Origin of the sequence: Streptomyces tatrensis, from assembly GCF_049310065.1 — a bacterium.
GTDB lineage: Bacteria > Actinomycetota > Actinomycetes > Streptomycetales > Streptomycetaceae > Streptomyces.
This window is the reverse complement of the sequence record NZ_JBMDLB010000011.1, coordinates 1,841,640-1,861,913: the sequence shown is the minus strand read 5'-3', so window position 1 is coordinate 1,861,913 and position 20,274 is coordinate 1,841,640. Positions and strand designations below refer to the sequence as shown.

At 71.8% G+C, this 20,274-nt stretch carries 18 protein-coding genes and 1 riboswitch; of the genes, 14 read left to right on the top strand and 4 right to left on the bottom strand.

Annotation, left to right across the window (positions count from 1 at the left end; all coding sequences use genetic code 11):
- Positions 1-71 precede the first annotated feature (71 nt).
- Positions 72-872, top strand: coding sequence for a carbon-nitrogen hydrolase family protein (locus ACODT5_RS24105; protein WP_422521364.1), 801 nt, complete (start codon positions 72-74; stop codon positions 870-872).
- Positions 873-952: 80 nt separating this feature from the next.
- Complete coding sequence (locus ACODT5_RS24100; RefSeq protein WP_422521363.1) at positions 953-2,650, top strand: flavin monoamine oxidase family protein; 1,698 nt, start codon at positions 953-955, stop codon at positions 2,648-2,650.
- Positions 2,651-3,020: 370 nt separating this feature from the next.
- On the opposite strand, the gene ACODT5_RS24095 is transcribed toward ACODT5_RS24100, so the two are convergent.
- The 3 genes from ACODT5_RS24095 to ACODT5_RS24085 form a co-directional block, all read right to left on the bottom strand.
- Positions 3,021-3,671: a DUF5995 family protein gene (locus ACODT5_RS24095; protein ID WP_422521362.1), complete on the bottom strand. Its 651-nt coding sequence runs from the start codon at positions 3,669-3,671 to the stop codon at positions 3,021-3,023.
- A 76-nt stretch (positions 3,672-3,747) separates the two neighbouring features.
- Positions 3,748-5,160, bottom strand: a complete 1,413-nt coding sequence (locus tag ACODT5_RS24090) for a uracil-xanthine permease family protein (protein WP_422521361.1) — start codon at positions 5,158-5,160, stop codon at positions 3,748-3,750.
- Positions 5,161-5,240: 80 nt separating this feature from the next.
- Positions 5,241-6,458, bottom strand: coding sequence for an MFS transporter (locus ACODT5_RS24085; protein WP_422521360.1), 1,218 nt, complete (start codon positions 6,456-6,458; stop codon positions 5,241-5,243).
- 54 nt (positions 6,459-6,512) lie between these two features.
- Between ACODT5_RS24085 and ACODT5_RS24080 the strand changes: the two genes are divergently transcribed.
- Positions 6,513-7,691, top strand: a complete 1,179-nt coding sequence (locus ACODT5_RS24080) for an ROK family transcriptional regulator (protein ID WP_422521359.1) — start codon at positions 6,513-6,515, stop codon at positions 7,689-7,691.
- A gap of 140 nt (positions 7,692-7,831) precedes the next feature.
- Here the strand turns inward: ACODT5_RS24080 and ACODT5_RS24075 are convergent, their stop codons facing one another.
- A complete protein-coding gene (locus ACODT5_RS24075) occupies positions 7,832-10,195 on the bottom strand; it encodes a chitinase C-terminal domain-containing protein (protein WP_422521358.1) in 2,364 nt (787 codons plus the stop codon).
- A gap of 332 nt (positions 10,196-10,527) precedes the next feature.
- Positions 10,528-10,658, top strand: a riboswitch (FMN riboswitch).
- A 151-nt stretch (positions 10,659-10,809) separates the two neighbouring features.
- On the opposite strand from ACODT5_RS24075, the gene ribD reads away from it, so the two are divergent.
- From ribD to ACODT5_RS24020, 11 genes are all read left to right on the top strand, one after another.
- Complete coding sequence (gene ribD, locus ACODT5_RS24070) at positions 10,810-11,976, top strand: bifunctional diaminohydroxyphosphoribosylaminopyrimidine deaminase/5-amino-6-(5-phosphoribosylamino)uracil reductase RibD (RefSeq protein ID WP_422521357.1); 1,167 nt, start codon at positions 10,810-10,812, stop codon at positions 11,974-11,976.
- Complete coding sequence (locus ACODT5_RS24065; protein ID WP_422521356.1) at positions 11,977-12,600, top strand: riboflavin synthase; 624 nt, start codon at positions 11,977-11,979, stop codon at positions 12,598-12,600.
- Complete coding sequence (locus tag ACODT5_RS24060) at positions 12,597-13,250, top strand: nicotinamide mononucleotide transporter family protein (protein ID WP_422521355.1); 654 nt, start codon at positions 12,597-12,599, stop codon at positions 13,248-13,250. The genes ACODT5_RS24065 and ACODT5_RS24060 overlap by 4 nt, the downstream gene beginning before the upstream one ends.
- Complete coding sequence (locus ACODT5_RS24055; protein ID WP_422521354.1) at positions 13,247-14,551, top strand: bifunctional 3,4-dihydroxy-2-butanone-4-phosphate synthase/GTP cyclohydrolase II; 1,305 nt, start codon at positions 13,247-13,249, stop codon at positions 14,549-14,551. Before ACODT5_RS24060 ends, ACODT5_RS24055 begins: the two co-directional genes overlap by 4 nt.
- A gap of 54 nt (positions 14,552-14,605) precedes the next feature.
- Entirely contained in the window at positions 14,606-15,094 is a 489-nt protein-coding gene (gene ribH / locus ACODT5_RS24050; protein WP_150520523.1) for a 6,7-dimethyl-8-ribityllumazine synthase, read from the top strand.
- A 32-nt stretch (positions 15,095-15,126) separates the two neighbouring features.
- Positions 15,127-15,405, top strand: coding sequence for a phosphoribosyl-ATP diphosphatase (locus tag ACODT5_RS24045; RefSeq protein WP_266876437.1), 279 nt, complete (start codon positions 15,127-15,129; stop codon positions 15,403-15,405).
- A gap of 122 nt (positions 15,406-15,527) precedes the next feature.
- Positions 15,528-16,376, top strand: a complete 849-nt coding sequence (gene hisG / locus ACODT5_RS24040) for an ATP phosphoribosyltransferase (protein ID WP_422521353.1) — start codon at positions 15,528-15,530, stop codon at positions 16,374-16,376.
- 70 nt (positions 16,377-16,446) lie between these two features.
- Positions 16,447-16,911 carry a PH domain-containing protein gene (locus tag ACODT5_RS24035; protein ID WP_385379730.1) on the top strand — a complete coding sequence of 155 codons (465 nt, stop codon included), beginning with the start codon at positions 16,447-16,449 and terminating at the stop codon, positions 16,909-16,911.
- 199 nt (positions 16,912-17,110) lie between these two features.
- Entirely contained in the window at positions 17,111-18,520 is a 1,410-nt protein-coding gene (locus ACODT5_RS24030; protein ID WP_422521352.1) for a hemolysin family protein, read from the top strand.
- Positions 18,517-19,596 (top strand): hemolysin family protein, encoded by a 1,080-nt coding sequence (locus ACODT5_RS24025; RefSeq protein ID WP_422521351.1) that lies wholly within the window; start codon positions 18,517-18,519, stop codon positions 19,594-19,596. Before ACODT5_RS24030 ends, ACODT5_RS24025 begins: the two co-directional genes overlap by 4 nt.
- Positions 19,597-19,682: 86 nt before the next feature.
- Positions 19,683-20,234 (top strand): hypothetical protein, encoded by a 552-nt coding sequence (locus ACODT5_RS24020; RefSeq protein ID WP_422521350.1) that lies wholly within the window; start codon positions 19,683-19,685, stop codon positions 20,232-20,234.
- Positions 20,235-20,274 lie beyond the last annotated feature (40 nt).

Here is a 20,274-nt window from a genome sequence, read left to right as displayed (position 1 = left end):
GCCTTGTCCCGGTCGAACGCGCGAACGTACCTTTTAAGGACCCCCACCCCTCCTGCCACAGAGGTTCGCCCATGCCCCCGCTGCGCACCGCCCTCCTCCAGAGTTCCGGACGGATCGGCGACACCGCCGACAACCTGAAGGCGCTCGAAGAGGCCGCGACGCGCGCCGCACAGGCGGGGGCCGGGCTCCTCGTGACCTCGGAGATGTTCCTGACCGGGTACGCGCTGGAGATCGAGGACATCGCGCGGCTCGCCGAACCGGCCGACGGCATGTCCGCCCGCGCCATCGGCGAGATCGCCCGCCGGCACGGGCTCGCCGTGCTCTACGGCTACCCCGAGCGGGACGGGGACGCCGTCTACAACGCGGCGCAGCTCGTCGGCCCCGACGGGGAACGGCTCGCGAACTACCGCAAGACCCACCTCTTCGGCGGCTTCGAGCAGGCGGCCTTCACCCCCGGCGACACCCCGGTGGTCCAGGCGGACCTCGGCGGCCTCCGCGTGGGCATCATGATCTGCTACGACGTGGAGTTCCCCGAGAACGTCCGGGCGCACGCGCTGGCCGGCACCGACCTCCTCCTGGTGCCGACCGCGCAGATGCACCCGTTCCAGTTCGTCGCCGAACAGCTGGTCCCCGTACGGGCCTTCGAGAACCAGATGTACATCGCGTACGTCAACCGCACCGGTCCGGAGGGCGAGTTCGAGTTCGTCGGCCTCAGCTGCCTGGCGAGCCCCGACGGGACCACCCGGACCCGGGCCGGCCGCGGCGAGGAGCTGGTGTTCGGCGAGGCCGACCCCGAGCTGCTGCGCGTCTCGCGCGAGACCAACCCGTACCTGCGCGACCGGCGGCCAGGTCTGTACGCCTCGCTCGTCTGACCGCGGTCCCGCGAACCGGCGTCGCCCACCCCCCCCGCTTGCCCTTCCCCCCTGCCCCACCCCGCTAGGAGTCGTACCCCATGACGTCCACGGTGCCCACCACCGCCGTCCCGCACAGCGACGGTCAGATGCCGATCACGATGTTCGGACCGGACTTCCCCTACGCGTACGACGACTTCCTCGCCCACCCGGCGGGCCTCGGGCAGATACCGGCGACCGAGCACGGCACCGAGGTCGCCGTCATCGGCGGCGGGCTGTCGGGCATCATCTCCGCGTACGAGCTGATGAAGATGGGCCTCAAGCCCGTCGTCTACGAGGCCGACCAGATCGGCGGCCGGCTGCGCACCGTGGGCTTCGAGGGCGCGGGCACCGAGGAACTGACCGCGGAGATGGGCGCCATGCGCTTCCCGCCGTCCTCCACGGCCCTCCAGCACTACATCGACCTCGTCGGCCTGGTCACCGAGCCCTTCCCGAACCCGCTCGCCGAGGCCACCCCCTCGACGGTGGTCGACCTCAAGGGCGAGACCCACTACGCCGAGACCATCGCCGACCTCCCGCAGGTCTACCGCGACGTGTCCGCCGCGTGGAACGCCTGCCTGGACGAGGGCGCCGACTTCTCCGACATGAACACCGCGATGCGCGAGCGGGACGTCCCGCGCATCCGCGAGATCTGGGCGAAGCTCGTCGAGAAGCTCGACGACGAGACCTTCTACGGGTTCCTCTGCAAGTCCGAGGCCTTCAAGTCCTTCCGCAAGCGCGAGATCTTCGGCCAGGTCGGCTTCGGCACCGGTGGCTGGGACACCGACTTCCCGAACTCCATCCTGGAGATCCTGCGCGTCGTCTACACCGAGGCCGACGACCACCACCGCGGCATCGTGGGCGGCTCGCAGCAGCTCCCGCTGCGCATGTGGGACCGCGAGCCCGAGAAGATCGTGCACTGGGCCCAGGGCACCTCCCTCTCCTCCCTGCACGGCGGCACCCCGCGCCCGGCGGTCACCCGCCTGCACCGCACGGCGGGCAACCGCATCACGGTCACGGACTCCTCCGGCGACATCCGCACCTACCGCGCCGCGATCTTCACGGCGCAGTCCTGGATGCTGCTGTCGAAGATCGCGTGCGACGACACGCTCTTCCCGATCGACCACTGGACGGCGATCGAGCGCACCCACTACATGGAGAGCTCCAAGCTCTTCATTCCGGTCGACCGCCCCTTCTGGCTGGACAAGGACGAGGAAACGGGCCGCGACGTCATGTCGATGACCCTGACCGACCGCATGACCCGCGGCACGTACCTCCTGGACAACGGCCCCGACAAGCCGGCCGTCATCTGCCTGTCCTACACCTGGTGCGACGACAGCCTGAAGTGGCTGCCGCTGTCCGCGAACGAGCGGATGGAGGTCATGCTGAAGTCCCTCGGCGAGATCTACCCGAAGGTCGACATCCGCCGCCACATCATCGGCAACCCGGTGACCGTGTCCTGGGAGAACGAGCCCTACTTCATGGGCGCGTTCAAGGCCAACCTGCCGGGCCACTACCGCTACCAGCGCCGCCTGTTCACCCACTTCATGCAGGACCGCCTCCCCGAGGACAAGCGCGGCATCTTCCTCGCGGGCGACGACATCTCCTGGACGGCCGGCTGGGCCGAGGGCGCGGTCCAGACGGCCCTCAACGCCGTCTGGGGCGTCATGCACCACCTCGGCGGCGCCACGGACTCCACGAACCCCGGCCCGGGCGACGTCTACGACGAGATAGCCCCGGTCGAACTCCCGGAGGACTGATCTCTTAACGCGCCCCTCGCACCACTCGGCCCTGGCGGGCCTCCTGGGCTTCGCGGCGCTGCGCCGGATTCCGTCCGGCGGTGCCGGGTCGGCCCTGCGGGGCGAAGTCCCCTACCCGCCCTTCGCCCGTTCCCTGGGGCTCCGCCCCAGACCCCGCGCCTCAAACGCCGGCGGGGCTGGGTGTATCCAGCCCGTCCGGCGTTTGAGGACCGGGTCCGGGCGGAGCCCGGGGAACGGTGGAAGGGCGGGTAGGGGACAGCCCCGCAGGGCCCCCGGGGAACGGGGGAGAGGTGGCTGCGCCCCGTCACAGTGGGGCAGGCCGCACCCGGCAGCCGTACCGACCCCGCAGGACGGCTCCGCGCAGCGGGGGTCAGCCCGTCGGCGTCAGCAGGCAGCGGCCGACCAGGCCGACGCCCGCGTCGAGGGACTCGGTGAACTCCTCCGCGAGATCGGGGGAGCGGCGCAGCGACCAGAGGAGGCGCGCCGAGGCCCAGGCCCCCGCGCGGGCCCGCTCCAGACTCCAGGCGCCGAGCAGATGCGTCAGCGGGTCCGCGACCTCCAGCAGGTCCGGGCCCGGCATCAGGTCCTCCCGGATGTGCTCCTCCAGGGAGACCAGGGTGTCACCGACCCGGTCGAAGTCCGCTTCGAGCGCGGCCGGTTCGCAGTCGAGCGAGCGGCAGGTGGCGACCACCGCCAGCGCCAGGTCGTGGCCGATGTGCGCGTTGATCCCGGCCAGCGCGTGCTGGAGCGGCCGGATCCCGGGGTGGCGGCGGTACTGGAGGAGCGGCCGCCAGCACGCCGGGGCCCGGTCGGCCTCCACCGCCGTCAGGTAGCGCTCGGCGAAGCGGACGCTGAGGGCTTCCGCCCGGCGGGGCGAGGGGAACGCGCCGTGCACGATTCCCTCGTGCACGGTCTGCGTCACCGTGAGGTACACCCGGTTGAAGACGGCGACGCCGTCCCGCTCGGGGAGCCGCTCGTCCAGGGCGCGCATTCGCGCCAGCACCGCTTCCATGGGGACCATGGGAGGCAGCGTTGCAGCCGCGGGCCGGGATCAGGGGAACTTGGCCGTACGCTTCGCCGGTTCGGGCGAAACTCCGTCAACCCCGCTTGTCCCCGGGTTCCCCGGCGGGGCTCCCGCCCGCCTCGTCGTACGCCGACGTACCCGAGTCCAGCAGCGGCTCCTGCTGCTTCAGGTGCGCCGGAGCGAAGTACCGCAGCGCGTGGTAGCCCGTGATCACGACGATCGTGCCGAGCGCGATCCCGCCCAGCTCGAAGCTGTCGCTGATGTTCAGCCGGACCCCGCCGACGCCGATGATGATGCCCGCCGCGGCAGGCACCAGGTTCAGCGGATTGCGCAGGTCCACCCGGCCGTTGATCCAGATCTGCGCGCCGAGCAGGCCGATCATGCCGTACAGGATCACGGTGATCCCGCCCAGCACCCCGCCGGGGATCGCGGCGACGACCGCGCCGAACTTCGGGCACAGGCCGAAGAGCAGGGCGAAGCCGGCCGCCGCCCAGTAGGCCGCCGTGGAGTAGACGCGGGTGGCGGCCATGACGCCGATGTTCTCGGAGTACGTGGTGTTCGGCGGGCCGCCGACCGCCGTGGACAGCATCGACGCGGCGCCGTCGGCGGCGATGGCCGTGCCGAGCTTGTCGTCGAGCGAGTCGCCGGTCATCTCGCCGACGGCCTTGATGTGCCCGGCGTTCTCCGCGATCAGCGCGATGACCACCGGCAGCGCGATCAGGATCGCCGACCACTCGAAGGCCGGCGCGTGGAAGGCCGGCAGCCCGACCCAGTCGGCCTTGGCGACCCCCGACAGGTCGAGCCGCCAGTGGTCCACGGCCTCGGGCCCGCCCACCGTCGAGTGGATCTTGCCGAAGACGAGGTCGAAGACCCAGGAGATGCCGTACCCGAAGATCAGGCCGAGGAAGATCGCGATCCGCGACCAGAAGCCCCGCAGGCAGACCACGGCCAGCCCGGTGAACAGCATCGTCAGCAGGGCCGTCCACTGGTCCTGCGGCCAGTACGTGGAGGCCGTCACGGGCGCAAGGTTGAAGCCGATCAGCATCACGACGGCGCCCGTCACCACCGGCGGCATCGCCGCGTGGATGATCCGGGCCCCGAACCGCTGGACCGCCAGTCCCGCCAGGAACAGCGCCGCGCCGACCACGAAGACCGCGCCCGTGACGACCGCGCTGTCCCCGCCGCCCGCCCGGATCGCCGCCGCCACGCCCACGAAGGAGAGCGAGCAGCCCAGGTACGAGGGGACCCGGCCGCGGGTCGCCAGCAGGAAGATGACGGTGGCGACACCGGACATCATGATGGCGAGGTTCGGGTCCAGCCCCATCAGGACCGGCGCCACGAAGCTGGCTCCGAACATCGCCACGACGTGCTGGGCACCGAGCCCGGCGGTCCGCGGCCACGACAGCCGCTCGTCCGGCCGTACCACCGCGCCGGGGGCGGGGGTCCGCCCGTCTCCGTGCAGGGTCCAGCGCACGCCGAGGCCCATGTTCCACCGCTTTTCGTCGTTCTGCGTCGTTCGTCAGGAGCGTGGTCACGCTACGAGGCCGTAGGTGACCAGGCGACATATTACGGCCGGATAGGCGCAGGTTCGTCCCGGTTGGCGGCCGGGGCCTCCGCCGCCACCGGCCGCTGCCGCAGTACGGTCGCTCCCACGATCAGGGCGAACGACAGCAGCGTGACCAGACCGAACGACACCACCAGCGAGGTCGCGTCGGCCACCGCACCGATCGCCGACGGGGCGATCAGACCCGAGGTGTACGTGATCGTCGCGACACCGGCGATGGCCTGCGCCGGGGCCGGACCGCTGCGCGCGGCCGCCGCGAAGGCCAGCGGGACCACCACCGCGATGCCGAGCCCGATCAGCCCGAACCCGGCCAGGGCCGCGGCCGGATGGTGGACCGTGACCACGAGCAGCCCGCCCGCGGTGGCCAGCGCGCCGCCCGCGCGGACCGTGCGGACGGCCCCGAACCGGTCCACGACCTTGTCCCCGACCAGCCGGGCGAGCGCCATCGTCAGCGCGAAGGCGGTGGTCGAGGCGGCCGCGAGGCCGGCGTCCGTGTGCAGCACGTCCCGCAGGTACACCGCGGACCAGTCCAGGCTGGCGCCCTCCGCGAAGACCGCGCAGAAGCCGATCGCGCCGATGAGCAGCGCGGACTTCGGGGGCAGCGCGAAGTGCGGCGGCGCCTCCTCCCCTGCGGTGTCGGTGCGCAGGTCCAGGACGCCCCGTACGGCGATCAGCCCGGCCAGCGTCAGGGCGAGCGCGGCGATCAGGTGGTGCAGGCGGCCGTCCGCTCCGGCGTGCGCGGCGACCGTGCCGGCGGCCGAGCCGATCAGGGCGCCCACGCTCCACATGCCGTGCAGCGAGGACATGATCGAGCGCTTCAGCCGGTTCTCGGTCTCCACGCCCAGCGCGTTCATCGCCACGTCCGACATGCCGGCGGTGGCCCCGTAGACGAAGAGCACGAAGCAGAGCGTCCACAGGTTCGGGGCGAGGCTCGGCAGGATGAGGGCGAGCGTCCACAGGCTCAGCAGCACCCGCAGGGCGGTGCGCGCGCCGAGCCGGTGGTTGATGCGTCCGGCCAGCGGCATCGTCAGCGCCGCGCCGAGCGCGGGGAAGGCGAGGGCCAGTCCCAGGGTGCCCGCGCTGAGCTGCGCGTGGTCCTGGATCCAGGGGATGCGGGTGGCGAAGGAGCCGGTGACTGCGCCGTGTACGCAGAAGACGCCGGCGATGGCGATGCGGGCATGGCGCAGTCGCGCCGGGCTGAGGTCGGTTTCCCCGTTCATGGGGCGTAAACTATCAGGGACCCTGCCTGATAGTTAGCCCCCGGAACTCCTAGGATGGGCGCCGTGACTCCTGCCAAGGCCCTGACCGCCACCGCCCGCGCCGCGACCCCCGCTCCGTCCCCCGCCTCGCCGAGCACGGCACGGGCCATCAACGACCGGCTCGCCCTCCAGCTCCTCCAGGAGGAGGGCCCCCTGACGGCCCCCCAGCTCAAGGAGCTGACCGGCCTGTCCCGCCCCTCCGTCGCCGACCTGGTGGAACGCCTCACCGGGGCCGGGCTGATCGAGGTCGTCGGGGAGTCCGGCGAGCAGCGGCGCGGACCCAACGCCAAGCTCTACGGGATCGTGGCGCGGCGGGCCTACCTCGCGGCGCTCGACGTACGGACGGACAGCGCGACGGCGGTCGTCGCCGACCTCCTCGGCCGGCCGCTGGCGCAGGCGGCCCTGCCGGTGGACGCCGTGGAGGAAGCGGTGGACCGGCTGGAGGAGCTCGCCCGGGAGGCGGGCGCCGACCGGCTCCACACGGTGGTGATCGGAGCGCCGGGGCTGGTGGCCCCGGGCACCGGAGAGCTCCGCGACAGCGCCGGACTGCCCGCCTGGCACCGGGACCTGGTGGCGGCGCTGCAGCGGCGGCTGCCGGCCGTGGTCGTGGTGGAGAACGAGACCAACCTGGCGGCCCTGGCCGAGCAGCGGGTCGGGGCGGCCCGGGACCTGGAGTCCTTCGTACTGCTCTGGCTCGGCGAAGGGGCCGGCGCCGCCGTGGTGCTGGACGGGCGGCTGCGCCGGGGCGCCTCCGGCGGAGCGGGGGAGATCGGCTTCCTGCCGGTCCCCGGGACGGGCGGCCTCCCCTCGGCCACGAACTGCGAGGGCGGCTTCCACGAGCTGGCGGGGCGGGCCGGGGTGGCCGCGCTCGCCGCGGCCCACGGCTTCGACGGGCCGGTCGAGGAGGCCGTCGCGGGCGCCGCCGGACCGGCCTTCCTCGACGCCCTGGCCGACCGGCTGGCCATCGGGGCGGCGGCCGTGGCGGCGATCCTGGACCCGGGCTGCGTCGTGCTCGGCGGGGAACTCGGCCACGCGGGCGGACCGGCCCTGGCCGCCAGGGTCGCCCGCCGCCTCGCCGCCCTGAGCCCGGTCCCGACCGAGGTCCGCGCCGGCACCCTCGGCGGCCCGGCGGTGCTCACGGGGGCGCGGCTGGCCGCCCGCGAGTCGGCGCAGTCCGTCCTCTTCACGGCCTGACGGTCACGTCGGAGGGACTCCACGAGGTCACCGGCCGCTTCCGGGAACGCGAAGACCCGATGGCCGCCGGGCCACCGGGTCCTCACGTCACGTCACTTCACTTCACTGCGACTTCGTCTACGAGGTCACCCCGTGGGGTGTCAGCAGGCGCCCTGGTCCTTCCAGACGCCCCACTCGCCGGTGGTGCCGGGAGTCTCGTTCTGCGTCCACCACTGGGCCTTCCAGTTGCGGCCCTGGTGCGAGACGACGTTGCCGCTGTTGTAGATCGTGCCCGCCACGTACGCCGGGTTGGTGCACGCACCGCCCGTCGGAGGCGTGGTGGTGGGAGGCGTCGTGGTCGGCGGGGTCGTCGTGGGCGGGGTGGTGGTCGGCGGGGTGGTGGTGCCACCCGGCTGGACCACGGTGATGCCGCGCGCCAGGTCACCGGCGAGCGAGTACGTCGTGCCGGAGATGTTCACCGTCCAGTTGGAGGGCGTGGAGACCGGCAGGTAGTAGTTGAAGGCCAGGTCGACCGAGGCGCCCGGGGCGAGCGTCTGCCAGGCCGGGAGCTTCAGCGAGACCCGGTGGAAGTCGCCCTTCAGACCGCCGACGTTGCTGCCGGTGTGGTCGCTCTTGATCACCTTGGTGCCGAAGCCCGACTGGTCCGAGGCGTTGGCCGGAGAGGCGGTCGCGTAGTCGAACTGGAACTCCGTGCCGCCCGGCAGGGTGGCCGTGGTGTTGTTGGTGATCTTGAGCTTCGGGGTGATCGGGTAGTTCGAGTCGCCGAGCTTGAACTCGGTGAACTCCGTCTTGATGTCCACGGCCTGCGTCGGCAGCGCGGTGTTGGACTTCTTGGCGCCGTACGGGGAGGCGGCCTTGAACTTGTCGTACATCAGGGAGGTGAGCGTGTCGCCCATCTCGTACTGGCCCTTGGCGGCGTTCCAGCTGTAGTCGCCCGCCATCTCCCAGACCATGGTGCCGCCGATGCCGCGGTCGATCACGTAGTCGGCCTTGGCCGCCACCGACTGCTCGTCCTCCGTGGAGAGGAAGACCTTCTTCTGCGCGTTCCACAGCCACGGCGCGACCAGGGTCGAGTCGTACTTGCGGGCGTAGGTGCCGGTCAGCGTGGTGTTCGCGGGGAAGCCGTACTTGGTGACGTAGTCGCCGACGATCCCCTTCTCCAGGTTCTTGGCGTGCCACATCGGGTTGGAACCGGCCGGCGACTCGACGCCGTTGGTGTCCTTGTCGTGCCACAGGTTGTCGATGCCGGTCGCGCCGTCACCGCACTTGGTCAGGCCCGCACCGGCCGGGCAGGTGGTCGCGGAGGCCTTGCCCCACAGACCGTCGGTGCCGCCCTGGACGTTCTTGTGGCCGCGGGTGTAGTACGGCAGGCCGATGTTGATGCGGCCGGCCGGCATGGAGCCGCGGAAGTAGTGGTAGGCCCAGTCGGTGTTGAGGTAGCCGATGTTCCCGTACTGGGAGCTGCCGTACACGTTCGCGGCGGCCAGCTCGGCGTCCTTGCCGTCGTCGAAGAGCGAGGCGTTGGGGCCGACGTACTCGTTCCACGCACCGTGCAGGTCGTAGGACATGATGTTGACGTAGTCCAGATACTTCTGCATCTGGAAGGTCTCCATGCCGCGCAGCAGGTAGCCGGAGGAGGGGGCGGCGACGGTCAGCAGGTAGTGCTTGCCGTCGGTGGCGCCGGCCCGGTCCAGCTTCTCGCGCAGGCTCTTCATGAGGGAGTCGTAGCCCTTGACCAGACCGGCGCGGCGGGCGTTGGCCAGCTGCCAGTCCAGCGGGTTGCCCGCGTCCTTCATGGTGGTCGGGTACTCGTAGTCGATGTCGACGCCGTTGAACCCGTACTTGCGGATGAACTCGACCGAGGAGTCCGCGAAGGTGTCGATGCCGGCCTGGTTGACCGAGCCGTCGGCGTTGGTGGCCATCGAGTAGAAGCCGCCCGACGCGACGCGGTTGCCGTCGTCGCCGAAGTAGCCGCCGGTCTCGGCCCAGCCGCCGACCGAGATCAGCGTCTTGACGTTCGGGTTCTGCTTCTTGAATTTGTTCAGCAGGTTGAAATTGCCCTTGTAGGGGAGGGCGGGGTCCATCTCGGCGCCCGCGACGCCCGGCCAGGTCATCCCGGTCGCGGAGTTGTTCGCGTTGTCCGCGCCGACGGAGATCTTGTTGTCGCTGCCCACGTGGGCGAAGGCGTAGTTCAGGTGCGTGACCTTGGACCACGGGATGTTGTGGGGCAGGTAGGCGGGCGTGCCGTCCTTGCCCGTGCGCCAGCCCGTGAAGTAGCCGATGACGCGGCGCTGGTGGTCGGCGCCCATCTTCTCGCGGCCCTCGGTGTCGTACACCGAGCAGTACGGGACGTCCACGCCCGCGGTCTTGTACAGACCGTCGGGGCGACAGGACTCGTTGTCGGCGGCGTGCGAGACGCCCGCCGAGAGCCCGGCCACCAGCAGACCGGCGATTGCGGCGCCGGACGTCAGGAGCATGGCTCTCGTCTTGGTGGGGGACAGCATTGTGCCTCCTGGGGAGGGGAGGATGGCAGGACACAACAGGCTGAAACGTGGTGCGTGTTGGCCCGTGACGTGCGCACATCTGACGGGCTGTCTCCCGGGGAAGATGAAGGGAACGTTAAGAGGACTAGACCAACCCGTCAATAGGTCTGGACCAAAGTGCGCGATCCGGCAAGGTCCGGTGCGCGTATGTGCGCCGATATGGGCCGGGGAGCGAAATGGGCCGAACGGCGCAATCGACGCGCCCGAGAACGACCGAATGTGTGACCCAGGCCACATTGGCTCACCCGCATGGCCGCCGATCACCCGTGGCACACTGGCTTCAGTACCAGTAGCAGCGCACTCCGGGGTCGGTGTAATTCCGAACCGGCGGTTATAGTCCGCGACCCGTCCGCAGCCAGCGGCCGGTTGACCAGGTGAAATTCCTGGACCGACGGTTAAAGTCCGGATGGGAGGCAGTGCGCGGCGGGCCAGTCACCGGTACGCCGCCGTCGGCGGTCCACCGGCACATCCCTCGGGACGTGCCGTCGAACGGACCGTGTTTCCGGCCTCGGCGTCCCCGCGTGTGCTACCCGCTTCATCTGTCGTATCCCGACAGGCCCCGGAGTCCGTGCCCGATGAGGCAGGAGGACCCGGTGGCGACACACGCCGCGCACGCAGCACCCGACGCGGGCACCCGTGCCATGCGCCGAGCCGTCGAGCTCGCCGCCCGCGGACTCGGCTCCACCAGCCCCAACCCGGTCGTCGGCTGCGTCATCACCGACGCCTCGGGCAGTATCGTGGGCGAAGGCTGGCACGAGCGGGCCGGCGGCCCGCACGCCGAGATCCACGCCCTGACCGCGGCGGGCCCGGCGGCCCGCGGCGGCACCGCCTACGTCACCCTCGAACCCTGCAACCACACCGGCCGTACGGGACCCTGCGCGCAGGCCCTGATCGCCGCCGGGATCACCCGCGTGGTCTACGCCGTCTCCGACCCGAACCCGCAGGCCAGCGGCGGCGGCGCCACCCTGCGCGCCGCCGGGATCGACACCGCGGCCGGACTGCTCGCCGAGGAGGCCGAGGCGGGCAACGCCGCCTGGCTGACCTCCGTACGCCTGGGCCGCCCGTACATCCTGTGGAAGTACGCCGCGACCCTCGACGGCCGCATCGCGGCCGCCGACGGCACCAGCCGCTGGATCAGCTCCCCCGAGTCCCGCGCCGACGTCCACCGCCTGCGCGCCGAGTCCGACGCCGTCGTCGTCGGCTCCGGCACCCTGCGCGCCGACGACCCGCACCTCGCGGTACGGGGGATCGACGGCCTCACCGCCGCCGACCAGCCCCTGCGCGTGGTGCTGGACACCCACGCCACCATCCGGCCCACCGCCCGGGTGCTGGACGAGGCCGCGCCCACCCTGATCGCCGTCGCCGAGGACGCGGACACCCGCCACCTCGCCGGAGTGGAGCTGGCCCGGCTCCCGTACGACAAGTACGGGATCTCCGTGGACGCCCTGCTGCGCGAGCTGTACGGGCGCGGCATCCGCTCCGTCCTCCTCGAAGGCGGCCCCACCCTGGCCGGCGCCTTCGTCGCCGCCGGGGCCGTCGACAAGGTCGTCGGCTACCTCGCCCCCGTCCTCCTCGGCGCGGGCCCCGCCGCCCTCGCCGACGCCGGCATCGGCACCCTCGCCGACGCGCTCCGGCTGCGCATCACCGAAACCGTCCGCATCGGCACGGACATCCGCGTCACCGCCGTCCCCGCGCCGGCCCCCTCCGCCCCCACCGCCCTCACAGCCCTCAAGGAGCACTGAGTGTTCACCGGAATCGTCGAAGAACTGGGCGAGGTCGTCGCCGTCGAGGAGCTCGCCGAAGCCTCCCGCTTCCGCCTGCGCGGCCCGGTCGTCACCGAGGACGCCAAGCACGGCGACTCCATCGCCGTGAACGGCGTCTGCCTGACGGTCGTGGAGACCGGTGACGGCGAGTTCACCGCCGACGTCATGCAGGAGACCCTGAACCGCTCCAGCCTCGGCGCCCTCGCCCAGGGCTCCCGGGTCAACCTGGAGCGCCCGATGGAGCTCGGCGGACGGCTCGGCGGCCACCTGGTCCAGGGGCACGTGGACGGAACCGGCGAGATCATCTCGCGGACCCCCTCCGAGCACTGGGAGATCGTCAAGGTCGCCCTCCCGGAGAACCTCTCCCGCTACGTCGTCGAGAAGGGCTCCATCACGGTCGACGGCGTCAGCCTCACCGTGGTCGAGGCCGCCGCCGACTGGTTCACCATCAGCCTCATCCCCACCACCCTCGCGCTGACCACCCTGGGCATCAAGAAGCCCGGCGACCCGGTCAACCTCGAGGTCGACGTCCTGGCCAAGTACGTCGAGCGGCTGCTCGCGGCCGGCGTCGACCCCCTCCACCGTACGGGGGAGTCGAAGTGAGCGCCCTGACCTGGCTCAACACCGAGGCCTTCGAGGTCTTCGGCCAGAAGGTCATCTGGTCCGACATGATCGGCAACCTGATCGGCCTGGGCGCCCTCGCCCTCGGCTGGCGGCGCTCCATATGGACCTGGCCCGCCCAGCTCCTCTCCGGCCTGATCCTCGTCGGCGCCTACGCCTCCGCCCACCTCTCCGGCGGGGTCGGCAAGCAGCTCCTCGTCATCGGCGTGGCCGCCTGGGGCTGGCGCGCCTGGCAGCGCGGCAAGCAGGACGCCCAGGACGGCTCCATCGCCGTCCGCACCGCCTCCTGGAAGGAGCGCGGCCTGCTGCTGGCCGGCGCGGCCGCCGGGACCCTGGCCGTCGGCGGACTGTTCACCCTCTACCCGAACCTGTCGTGGAGCCCGTGGGCCGACGCCTACATCTTCGTCGGCACCATCGTCGCGATGGTCGCCCAGGCCCGCGGCCTGGTCGAGTTCTGGTTCGCCTGGCTCCTCGTCGACCTGGTCGGCGTCCCCCTCGCCTTCAACAGCGGCCTGGCCTTCTCCGGCCTCGTCTACGTCGTGTACTTCGCCCTCGTCGTCTGGGGCGCGTACGACTGGTACCAGCGCTCGCGCACCACCACCGCCCCGGCTCTGGAAGGAGCAACGGCATGACCTCCCCGAACCCCGTCCTGAAGCCCGTGCCCGGCGTCGAGACCGAAGAGACCTTCCGGCTCGACCCCGTCGAGCAGGCCATCCGCGACATCGCGGCCGGCCGTCCGGTGGTCGTCGTCGACGACGAGGACCGCGAGAACGAGGGCGACCTCGTCATCGCGGCCGAGAAGGCCACCCCCGAGATCATCGCGTTCATGATGAGCGAGTGCCGCGGCCTGATCTGCGCCCCGCTGGAGGGCGACGAGCTGGAGCGGCTCGAACTCCCGCAGATGGTCCAGCACAACACCGAGTCGATGCAGACCGCCTTCACCGTCTCCGTCGACGCCGGCGGCGCCCACGGAGTCACCACCGGCATCTCGGCCGCCGACCGCGCCACCACCCTGCGGCTGCTGGCCGACGGGGTCTCGGGCCCCGAGGACTTCGTCCGCCCCGGGCACGTCTTCCCGCTGCGCGCCAAGCCCGGCGGCGTCCTGGTCCGCAACGGCCACACCGAGGCCGCCGTCGACCTCGCCCGCCTCGCGGGCCTGCGCCCGGCCGGCGCCATCGTGGAGATCGCCGGCGAGGACGGCGTCATGCTGCGGCTGCCCGAGCTGATCCCCTTCGCCCGCAAGCACGGCCTGACGATCATCTCCATCGAGGACCTGATCGCCTACCGCCGCTCCGCCGAGCCGACCGTCCGCCGCGAGGCCCAGGTCAGCCTGCCGACCTCCTTCGGCCACTTCACCGCGTACGGGTTCCGCTCCACCGTCGACGGCGTCGAGCACGTCGCCCTCGTCCACGGCGAGATCGGCGACGGCGAGGACGTCCTGGTCCGGATGCACTCCGAGTGCCTGACCGGGGACATCTTCCAGTCGCAGCGCTGCGACTGCGGCCCCCAGCTGCACACCGCCATGGAACGCGTCCAGGCGGCCGGCCGCGGTGTGATCGTCTACCTGCGCGGCCACGAGGGCCGCGGCATCGGCCTGCTGTCGAAGCTGCGCGCCTACGAGCTCCAGGAGCGCGGCCGCGACACCCTCGACGCCAACCTGGAACTGGGCCTGCCCGCCGACGCCCGCGACTACGGGGCCGGCGCGCAGATGCTCGCCGACCTCGGCGTCCACAGCGTCCGGCTGCTGACCAACAACCCCGAGAAGTCGGCGGCCCTCACCAGCCACGGCATCAAGGTTTCCGACAGGGAGCCGATGCCCATGGAGGCGGGCGAGCACAACCTGCGCTACCTGCGCACCAAGCGGGACCGAATGGGCCACGACCTGCCCTGGCTGGACGGGCCCACGACCACGTCCGCCTGCGGCAACCAGTAACAACAACCCCGAGTACCACCCCACACCACACGAATCGCAACGAGGAGCAGAGCTGTGAGCGGCAAGGGCGCACCCGAACTGAGCGTGAAGAACTGCGGAGACCTGCGCGTCGCCGTGATCGCGGCCCAGTGGCACGAGAAGGTCATGGACGGCCTGGTGGACGGCGCCCTGCGGGCCCTGCACGAGCTGGGAATCGACGAGCCCACCCTGCTCCGCGTCCCGGGCAGCTTCGAGCTCCCGGTCGTGGCGAAGGTACTGGCCGGTCGCGGTTACGATGCCATCGTCGCCCTCGGCGTGGTCATCCGCGGCGGCACCCCGCACTTCGACTACGTGTGCCAGGGCGTCACTCAGGGCCTGGTGCAGGTGTCGATCGACACCGGAGTCCCCGTCGGCTTCGGCGTACTGACCTGCGACAACGACGAGCAGGCGCTGGACCGCGCCGGACTCGAGGGGTCGAACGAGGACAAGGGGCACGAAGCGGTCACCGCCGCCGTCTCCACCGCCATGACCCTGCGGACCGTCAGCGAACCCTGGCGCCAGTAGGCAGCCGCCGACCCCGTATTCTGAGGACCATCATGGCGAACAAAACCCCCAAGAGCTTCGAAGAGCTCTTCACCGAGCTCCAGCTCAAGGCCAACGGTGACCCCAGCACCTCCCGTACCGCCGAGCTGGTCGGCAAGGGTGTCCATGCCATCGGCAAGAAGGTCGTAGAAGAGGCCGCCGAGGTCTGGATGGCCGCCGAGTACGAGGGCAAGGAAGCCGCCGCCGAGGAGATCTCCCAGCTGCTCTACCACGTCCAGGTGATGATGGTGGCGCGCGGGATCACCCTCGAAGACGTCTACGCGCACCTCTAGGCCGCACCGGTTCCCAGACCGCAGCAGTTCCGCGCGGGCCCCGGCACACACTGCCGGGGCGTCCGCGCGTTCACCACCCGTACCAGCACACCCTTTCGCACCTACGCACCAAAGGAAGCCCCATGCTGCGCATCGCCGTCCCCAACAAGGGTTCACTCTCCGGACCGGCGTCGGCGATGCTCCATGAGGCCGGCTACCGGATGCGCAAGGAGTCCAAGGAGCTCGTGGTCGTCGACCCCGACAACGAGGTGGAGTTCTTCTACCTCCGCCCCAAGGACATCGCGATCTACGTGTCCTCCGGGAAGCTCGACATCGGCATCACCGGCCGCGACCTGCTGCTCGACTCCGGCGCCAGCGCCGAGGAGATCCTGCCGCTGAACTTCGGCCGCTCCACCTTCCGCTACGCCACCATCCCCGGCACCGCGAAGGGCCCCGAGGACTTCCACGGGATGACCATCGCGACCTCGTACGAGGGAATCGTCGCGAAGCACCTCGCCGACAAGGGCATCGAAGCCTCCGTCGTCCACCTGGACGGCGCGGTCGAGACCGCCATCCAGCTCGGCGTCGCCCAGATCATCGCCGACGTCGTCGAGACCGGCACCAGCCTGCGCAACGCCGGACTCGAGGTCATCGGCGAGCCGATCATGACCTCCGAGGCCGTCGTCATCCGCGGCAACAACACCGACCCCGAGGACCCCCGGGCCCAGCAGTTCCTGCGCCGCCTCCAGGGCGTCCTCGTCGCCCGCAGCTACGTGATGATGGACTACGACTGCCGCGCCGAGCACCTGGAGCGCGCGGTCGCCCTCACCCCGGGCCTGGAGTCGCCGACCGTCTCCCCGCTGCACAACGAGGGCTGGGTCGCCGTCCGCGCCATGGTCCCCGCCAAGGAAGCCCAGCGGATCATGGACGACCTGTACGAGCTCGGCGCGCGCGCGATCCTCACCACCTCGATCCACGCCTGCCGCCTCTGACGGGTCCGCCGGCGCTCCGCCGCGCGGCATCCCCTCACCATCCGGCACCACCCGAAGGCACCTGACGAACATGGCCGACGCCACCGCCCAGCCCGCACCGCCCGCCCTGCCGGTCACCTTCCGGCCGACCCGCACCCGGGCCGTCCTGCTGGGCGTGGGCGCCGCCATGTTCGTCACGATCACCGCGATCGCGCTGGGCCTCGAAACCCTGCACCCCGGTGAGCGGATCGCCTTCGTCTTCACCGCGGCCCTGCTCTCCTCCGTCCTCGTCCTGCTCAGCCGCCCCAAGGTGGTCGCCGACGAGACCGGGGTCACGGTCGTCAACCTCACCACCACCCGCCGCCTGGAGTGGGCGCAGATCCTGCGCGTCAACCTCCGCCCCGGCGACGCCTGGGTGTTCCTCGACCTGAGCGACGGCACCAGCCTGCCCGCCCTCGGCATCCAGCCCGGAGTCGCCAAGGCCCAGGCGATCGGCGACGCCCGCGCCCTGCGCGCCCTGGCCGAAGCCCACGGAACCGGCTCAAAGAACGACTGAGCCCGGCCGACCTAACGCTGCGTCCCATTGCGGCGGCGATCTCAATGACTAACCTGGTGTGGGGGCGCGACCGTGCGCCCTCCCACCGGCCCCGGGACCCCGAGGCCCGTGGGCACCTGCGACTCGAGGAGTGACTCCCTCCAGCAATGGACGGATCGTCCGGTAGTACACGCGCCGCCCTCCCCACGGAGGCGGCGGCATGACCATCCCGCTACTCCTGCTCGTGGCGGCTTTCGCCCTGATCCTCGCCAACGGTTTCTTCGTGGCAGCCGAATTCGGCCTCGTCACCGTCGAGAGACCCGAGGCCGAACGCGCCGCGGCCGAGGGCGACCGCCGTGCCCGCACGGTCGTCGCAGCCCTGCGGGAGCTGTCCTTCCAGCTCTCCGGCACCCAGCTCGGCATCACCATCACCTCCCTCGTGGTCGGCATGCTCGCCGAGCCCGCCCTCGCCGCCCTGCTGGCCGGGCCGCTCGAAGCGACCGGCCTCCCCAAGGGCGCCGTGCCCGGCGCGGCCGTCGTCATCGGCATGCTGCTCGCCTCCGCCGTCCAGATGGTCGTCGGCGAGCTCGTCCCGAAGAACTGGGCCGTCTCCCGGCCGCTCCAGGTGGCCCGTTTCGTGGCCGGCCCGCAGCACGCCTTCTCCCGGGTCTTCCGGCCGGTCATCGCGGGCCTCAACGCCGTCGCCAACCGGCTCGTCCGGGCGCTCGGCGTGGAGCCCACCGAGGAGATGGCCTCCGCCCGCACCCCCGGCGAACTGGTCTCCCTGGTCCGCCATTCGGCCCAGGCCGGCGCCCTGGAACAGGACACCGCCGACCTCTTCGTACGGACCCTCTCGCTGGGCGAGCTCACGGCGCAGCTGGTCATGACCCCCCGGGTCAAGGTCAGCGCCCTCCAGCACACGGCCACCGCGGCCGACGTGCTCAACCTGACCCGCGCCACGGGCCTGTCCCGCTTCCCCGTCTACCGCGAGCGCATCGACGAGATCACCGGGGTCGTCCACCTCAAGGACGCCCTCGCCGTGCCCGAGTCCGAGCGCGCCCGCACCAGCGTCAGCGGGATCTGCGTGGCCCCGATGCTGGTGCCCGGCTCCCTGCCGGTGCAGCCGCTGCTGGAACGGCTGCGCAGCGAACAGCCCATGGCCGTGGTCGTCGACGAGTACGGCGGCACCGCCGGCGTCGTCACCCTGGAGGACATCGTGGAGGAGCTCGTCGGCGAAGTCCGCGACGAGCACGACCTGGCGGAGGACGGCAGCCCCGAACTGGCCGCCGTACCCGCCGAGGACGGCCGCCCCTCCTGGGAGGCCGACGGGAGCTGCCGCGTGCAGACCCTGCGCCGGATAGGCCTGGAGGTCCCCGAAGGCCCGTACGAGACCGTCGCCGGGCTCGTCGCCGACCTGCTCGGCCGCATCCCCGCCCCCGGGGACCGCGCCGAACTGCCCGGCTGGAAGCTCTCCGTGCGCCAGGTCCGCCGCTACCGCGCCGAACGGGTCCGCCTCGTGCGCACCGCTCCCGCGGGCCCCGGCGCACCGGGCTCCGACGGGCGAGGCTTCGACCGGTTCGGTTCCGTACCCGCCGCCCCTGCGGAGCTGGCGCGGGTGGGTGGCCGGTGAACGCGCTCCAACTGCTGTTCGCCCTGCTCCTCGTCCTGGCCAACGGCTTCTTCGTCGGCGCCGAGTTCGCCCTCGTCTCCGTGCGCCGCAGCCAGATCGAACCCCTGGCGGCCGGCTCCAAGCGGGCCCGCCAGGTGCTCTACGGCCTGGAGAACCTGCCGCGCATGATGGCCGCCGCGCAGTTCGGCATCACCATGTGCTCGCTCACCCTGGGTGCCGTCGCCGAGCCCACCGTGGCCCGGCTCCTGGAGCCCGTCTTCCACGCCGCACACGTGCCCGAAGGCCTGATCCACCCGCTGGGCTACGCGGTGGCCCTCACCGCGGTGATCTTCCTGCACCTGGTCATCGGCGAGATGGTCCCCAAGAACCTCGCCATGGCCGCCCCCGAGAAGACGGCCCTGTGGTTCAGCCCCGGACTGGTCGCCTTCGCCCGGGTCTGCGGACCGGTCACCACGGCGCTGGGCGCCTGCGCCACGCTGATCCTGAGGCTCTTCAAGGTGGAGCCGAAGGACGAGGTCGAGGCCGTCTACACCTCCGCCCAGCTCGGCCGCCTGCTCATGGACTCCCGGCAGGCCGGACTTCTGGAGCCGGTCGAACAGGAGCGCCTGGAGGACGCGCTGGAACTGGGCAGCCGCCCGGTCACCGACGTCCTCCTCGCCCCGGACCGGCTGGTCACGGTCGGCCCGGCCGTCACCCCGCGCCAGATCGAGCAGCTCACGGTCCGCACCGGGTACTCCCGCTTCCCCGTCCGCACCGACAGCGGCGCCTTCATGGGCTACCTGCACGTGAAGGACGTCCTCGACCTCGAGGACCGGGAGCGGGCCGTGCCCCAGCGGGTCTGGCGCCGCATGACCACGGTCTGCTCCACGCTCCCGCTGGACGACGCCCTCAGCGTCATGCGCCGGGACGCCACCCACCTCGCCCAGGTCGCCGACCCGGCCGGACGGGTGCTCGGCCTGGTCGCCATGGAGGACGTACTGGAAACCCTGGTCGGCGAGGTCCGCGATCCCGCGCACCGCACGGCTGCGCCCGTGCGCCGGCCCGAACCCAGCTCGGAGGGGGCACTCACCGGCTGACGCCGTCGCCGGACCCGTCGCACGACGGGTCCGGTGGCCGCGCCGGGCCGTCATACTCGCGGTACGGCGTGGGAGGGGGCGGGGCCATGCGGTCCGACGAACGGGACGAACACGGCGAACACGGCGAGCGCGACGAGCGCGACGGGTCCGGCGGGTCCGGTGGGTCCGGTGGGTCCGGTGGGTCCGGTGGGCTTGACGGGCCCGGCGGGCACCGGGACCCGGAGCACCGGGACCCGGAGTTTCTGGATACGGCCCGCGCGGTGCTGGACCTGCTGAGGGAGGATCCCGACGCACCTTCCCCGGTGGCGCGCCGACTGCGCGAGGTGCTCCTCGACGGGTTGCCGGCCGAACGGGTGGGCGCCGTCGCCGCCTTCGAGCGCGAACCCTACGCACCGGCCGCGGCCCTGGCCCTCGAATCGGCCCTGGAGGAACGCGCGGCGGCGGACCCGGAGTTCGTGGTCCGGGTCCGGGCCCTGCTGCGAGGCGAGCTCGGCGCCGCCGAGGCGGACGCGCGGTGGGCCGAGCGGTACGGCGGACGGCCCCTCTCGGCAGTCTGGTTCCTGATCGCCGCGGTCGTCGCCCTCTTCGTCCTCAACGCCTTCGCGGCCTGCGCCGGACCGGTGCCGGACATGCCGTAGCGCGGACGGGGCCGCGGAAGGCCGGCGCGGTACGGGCGCA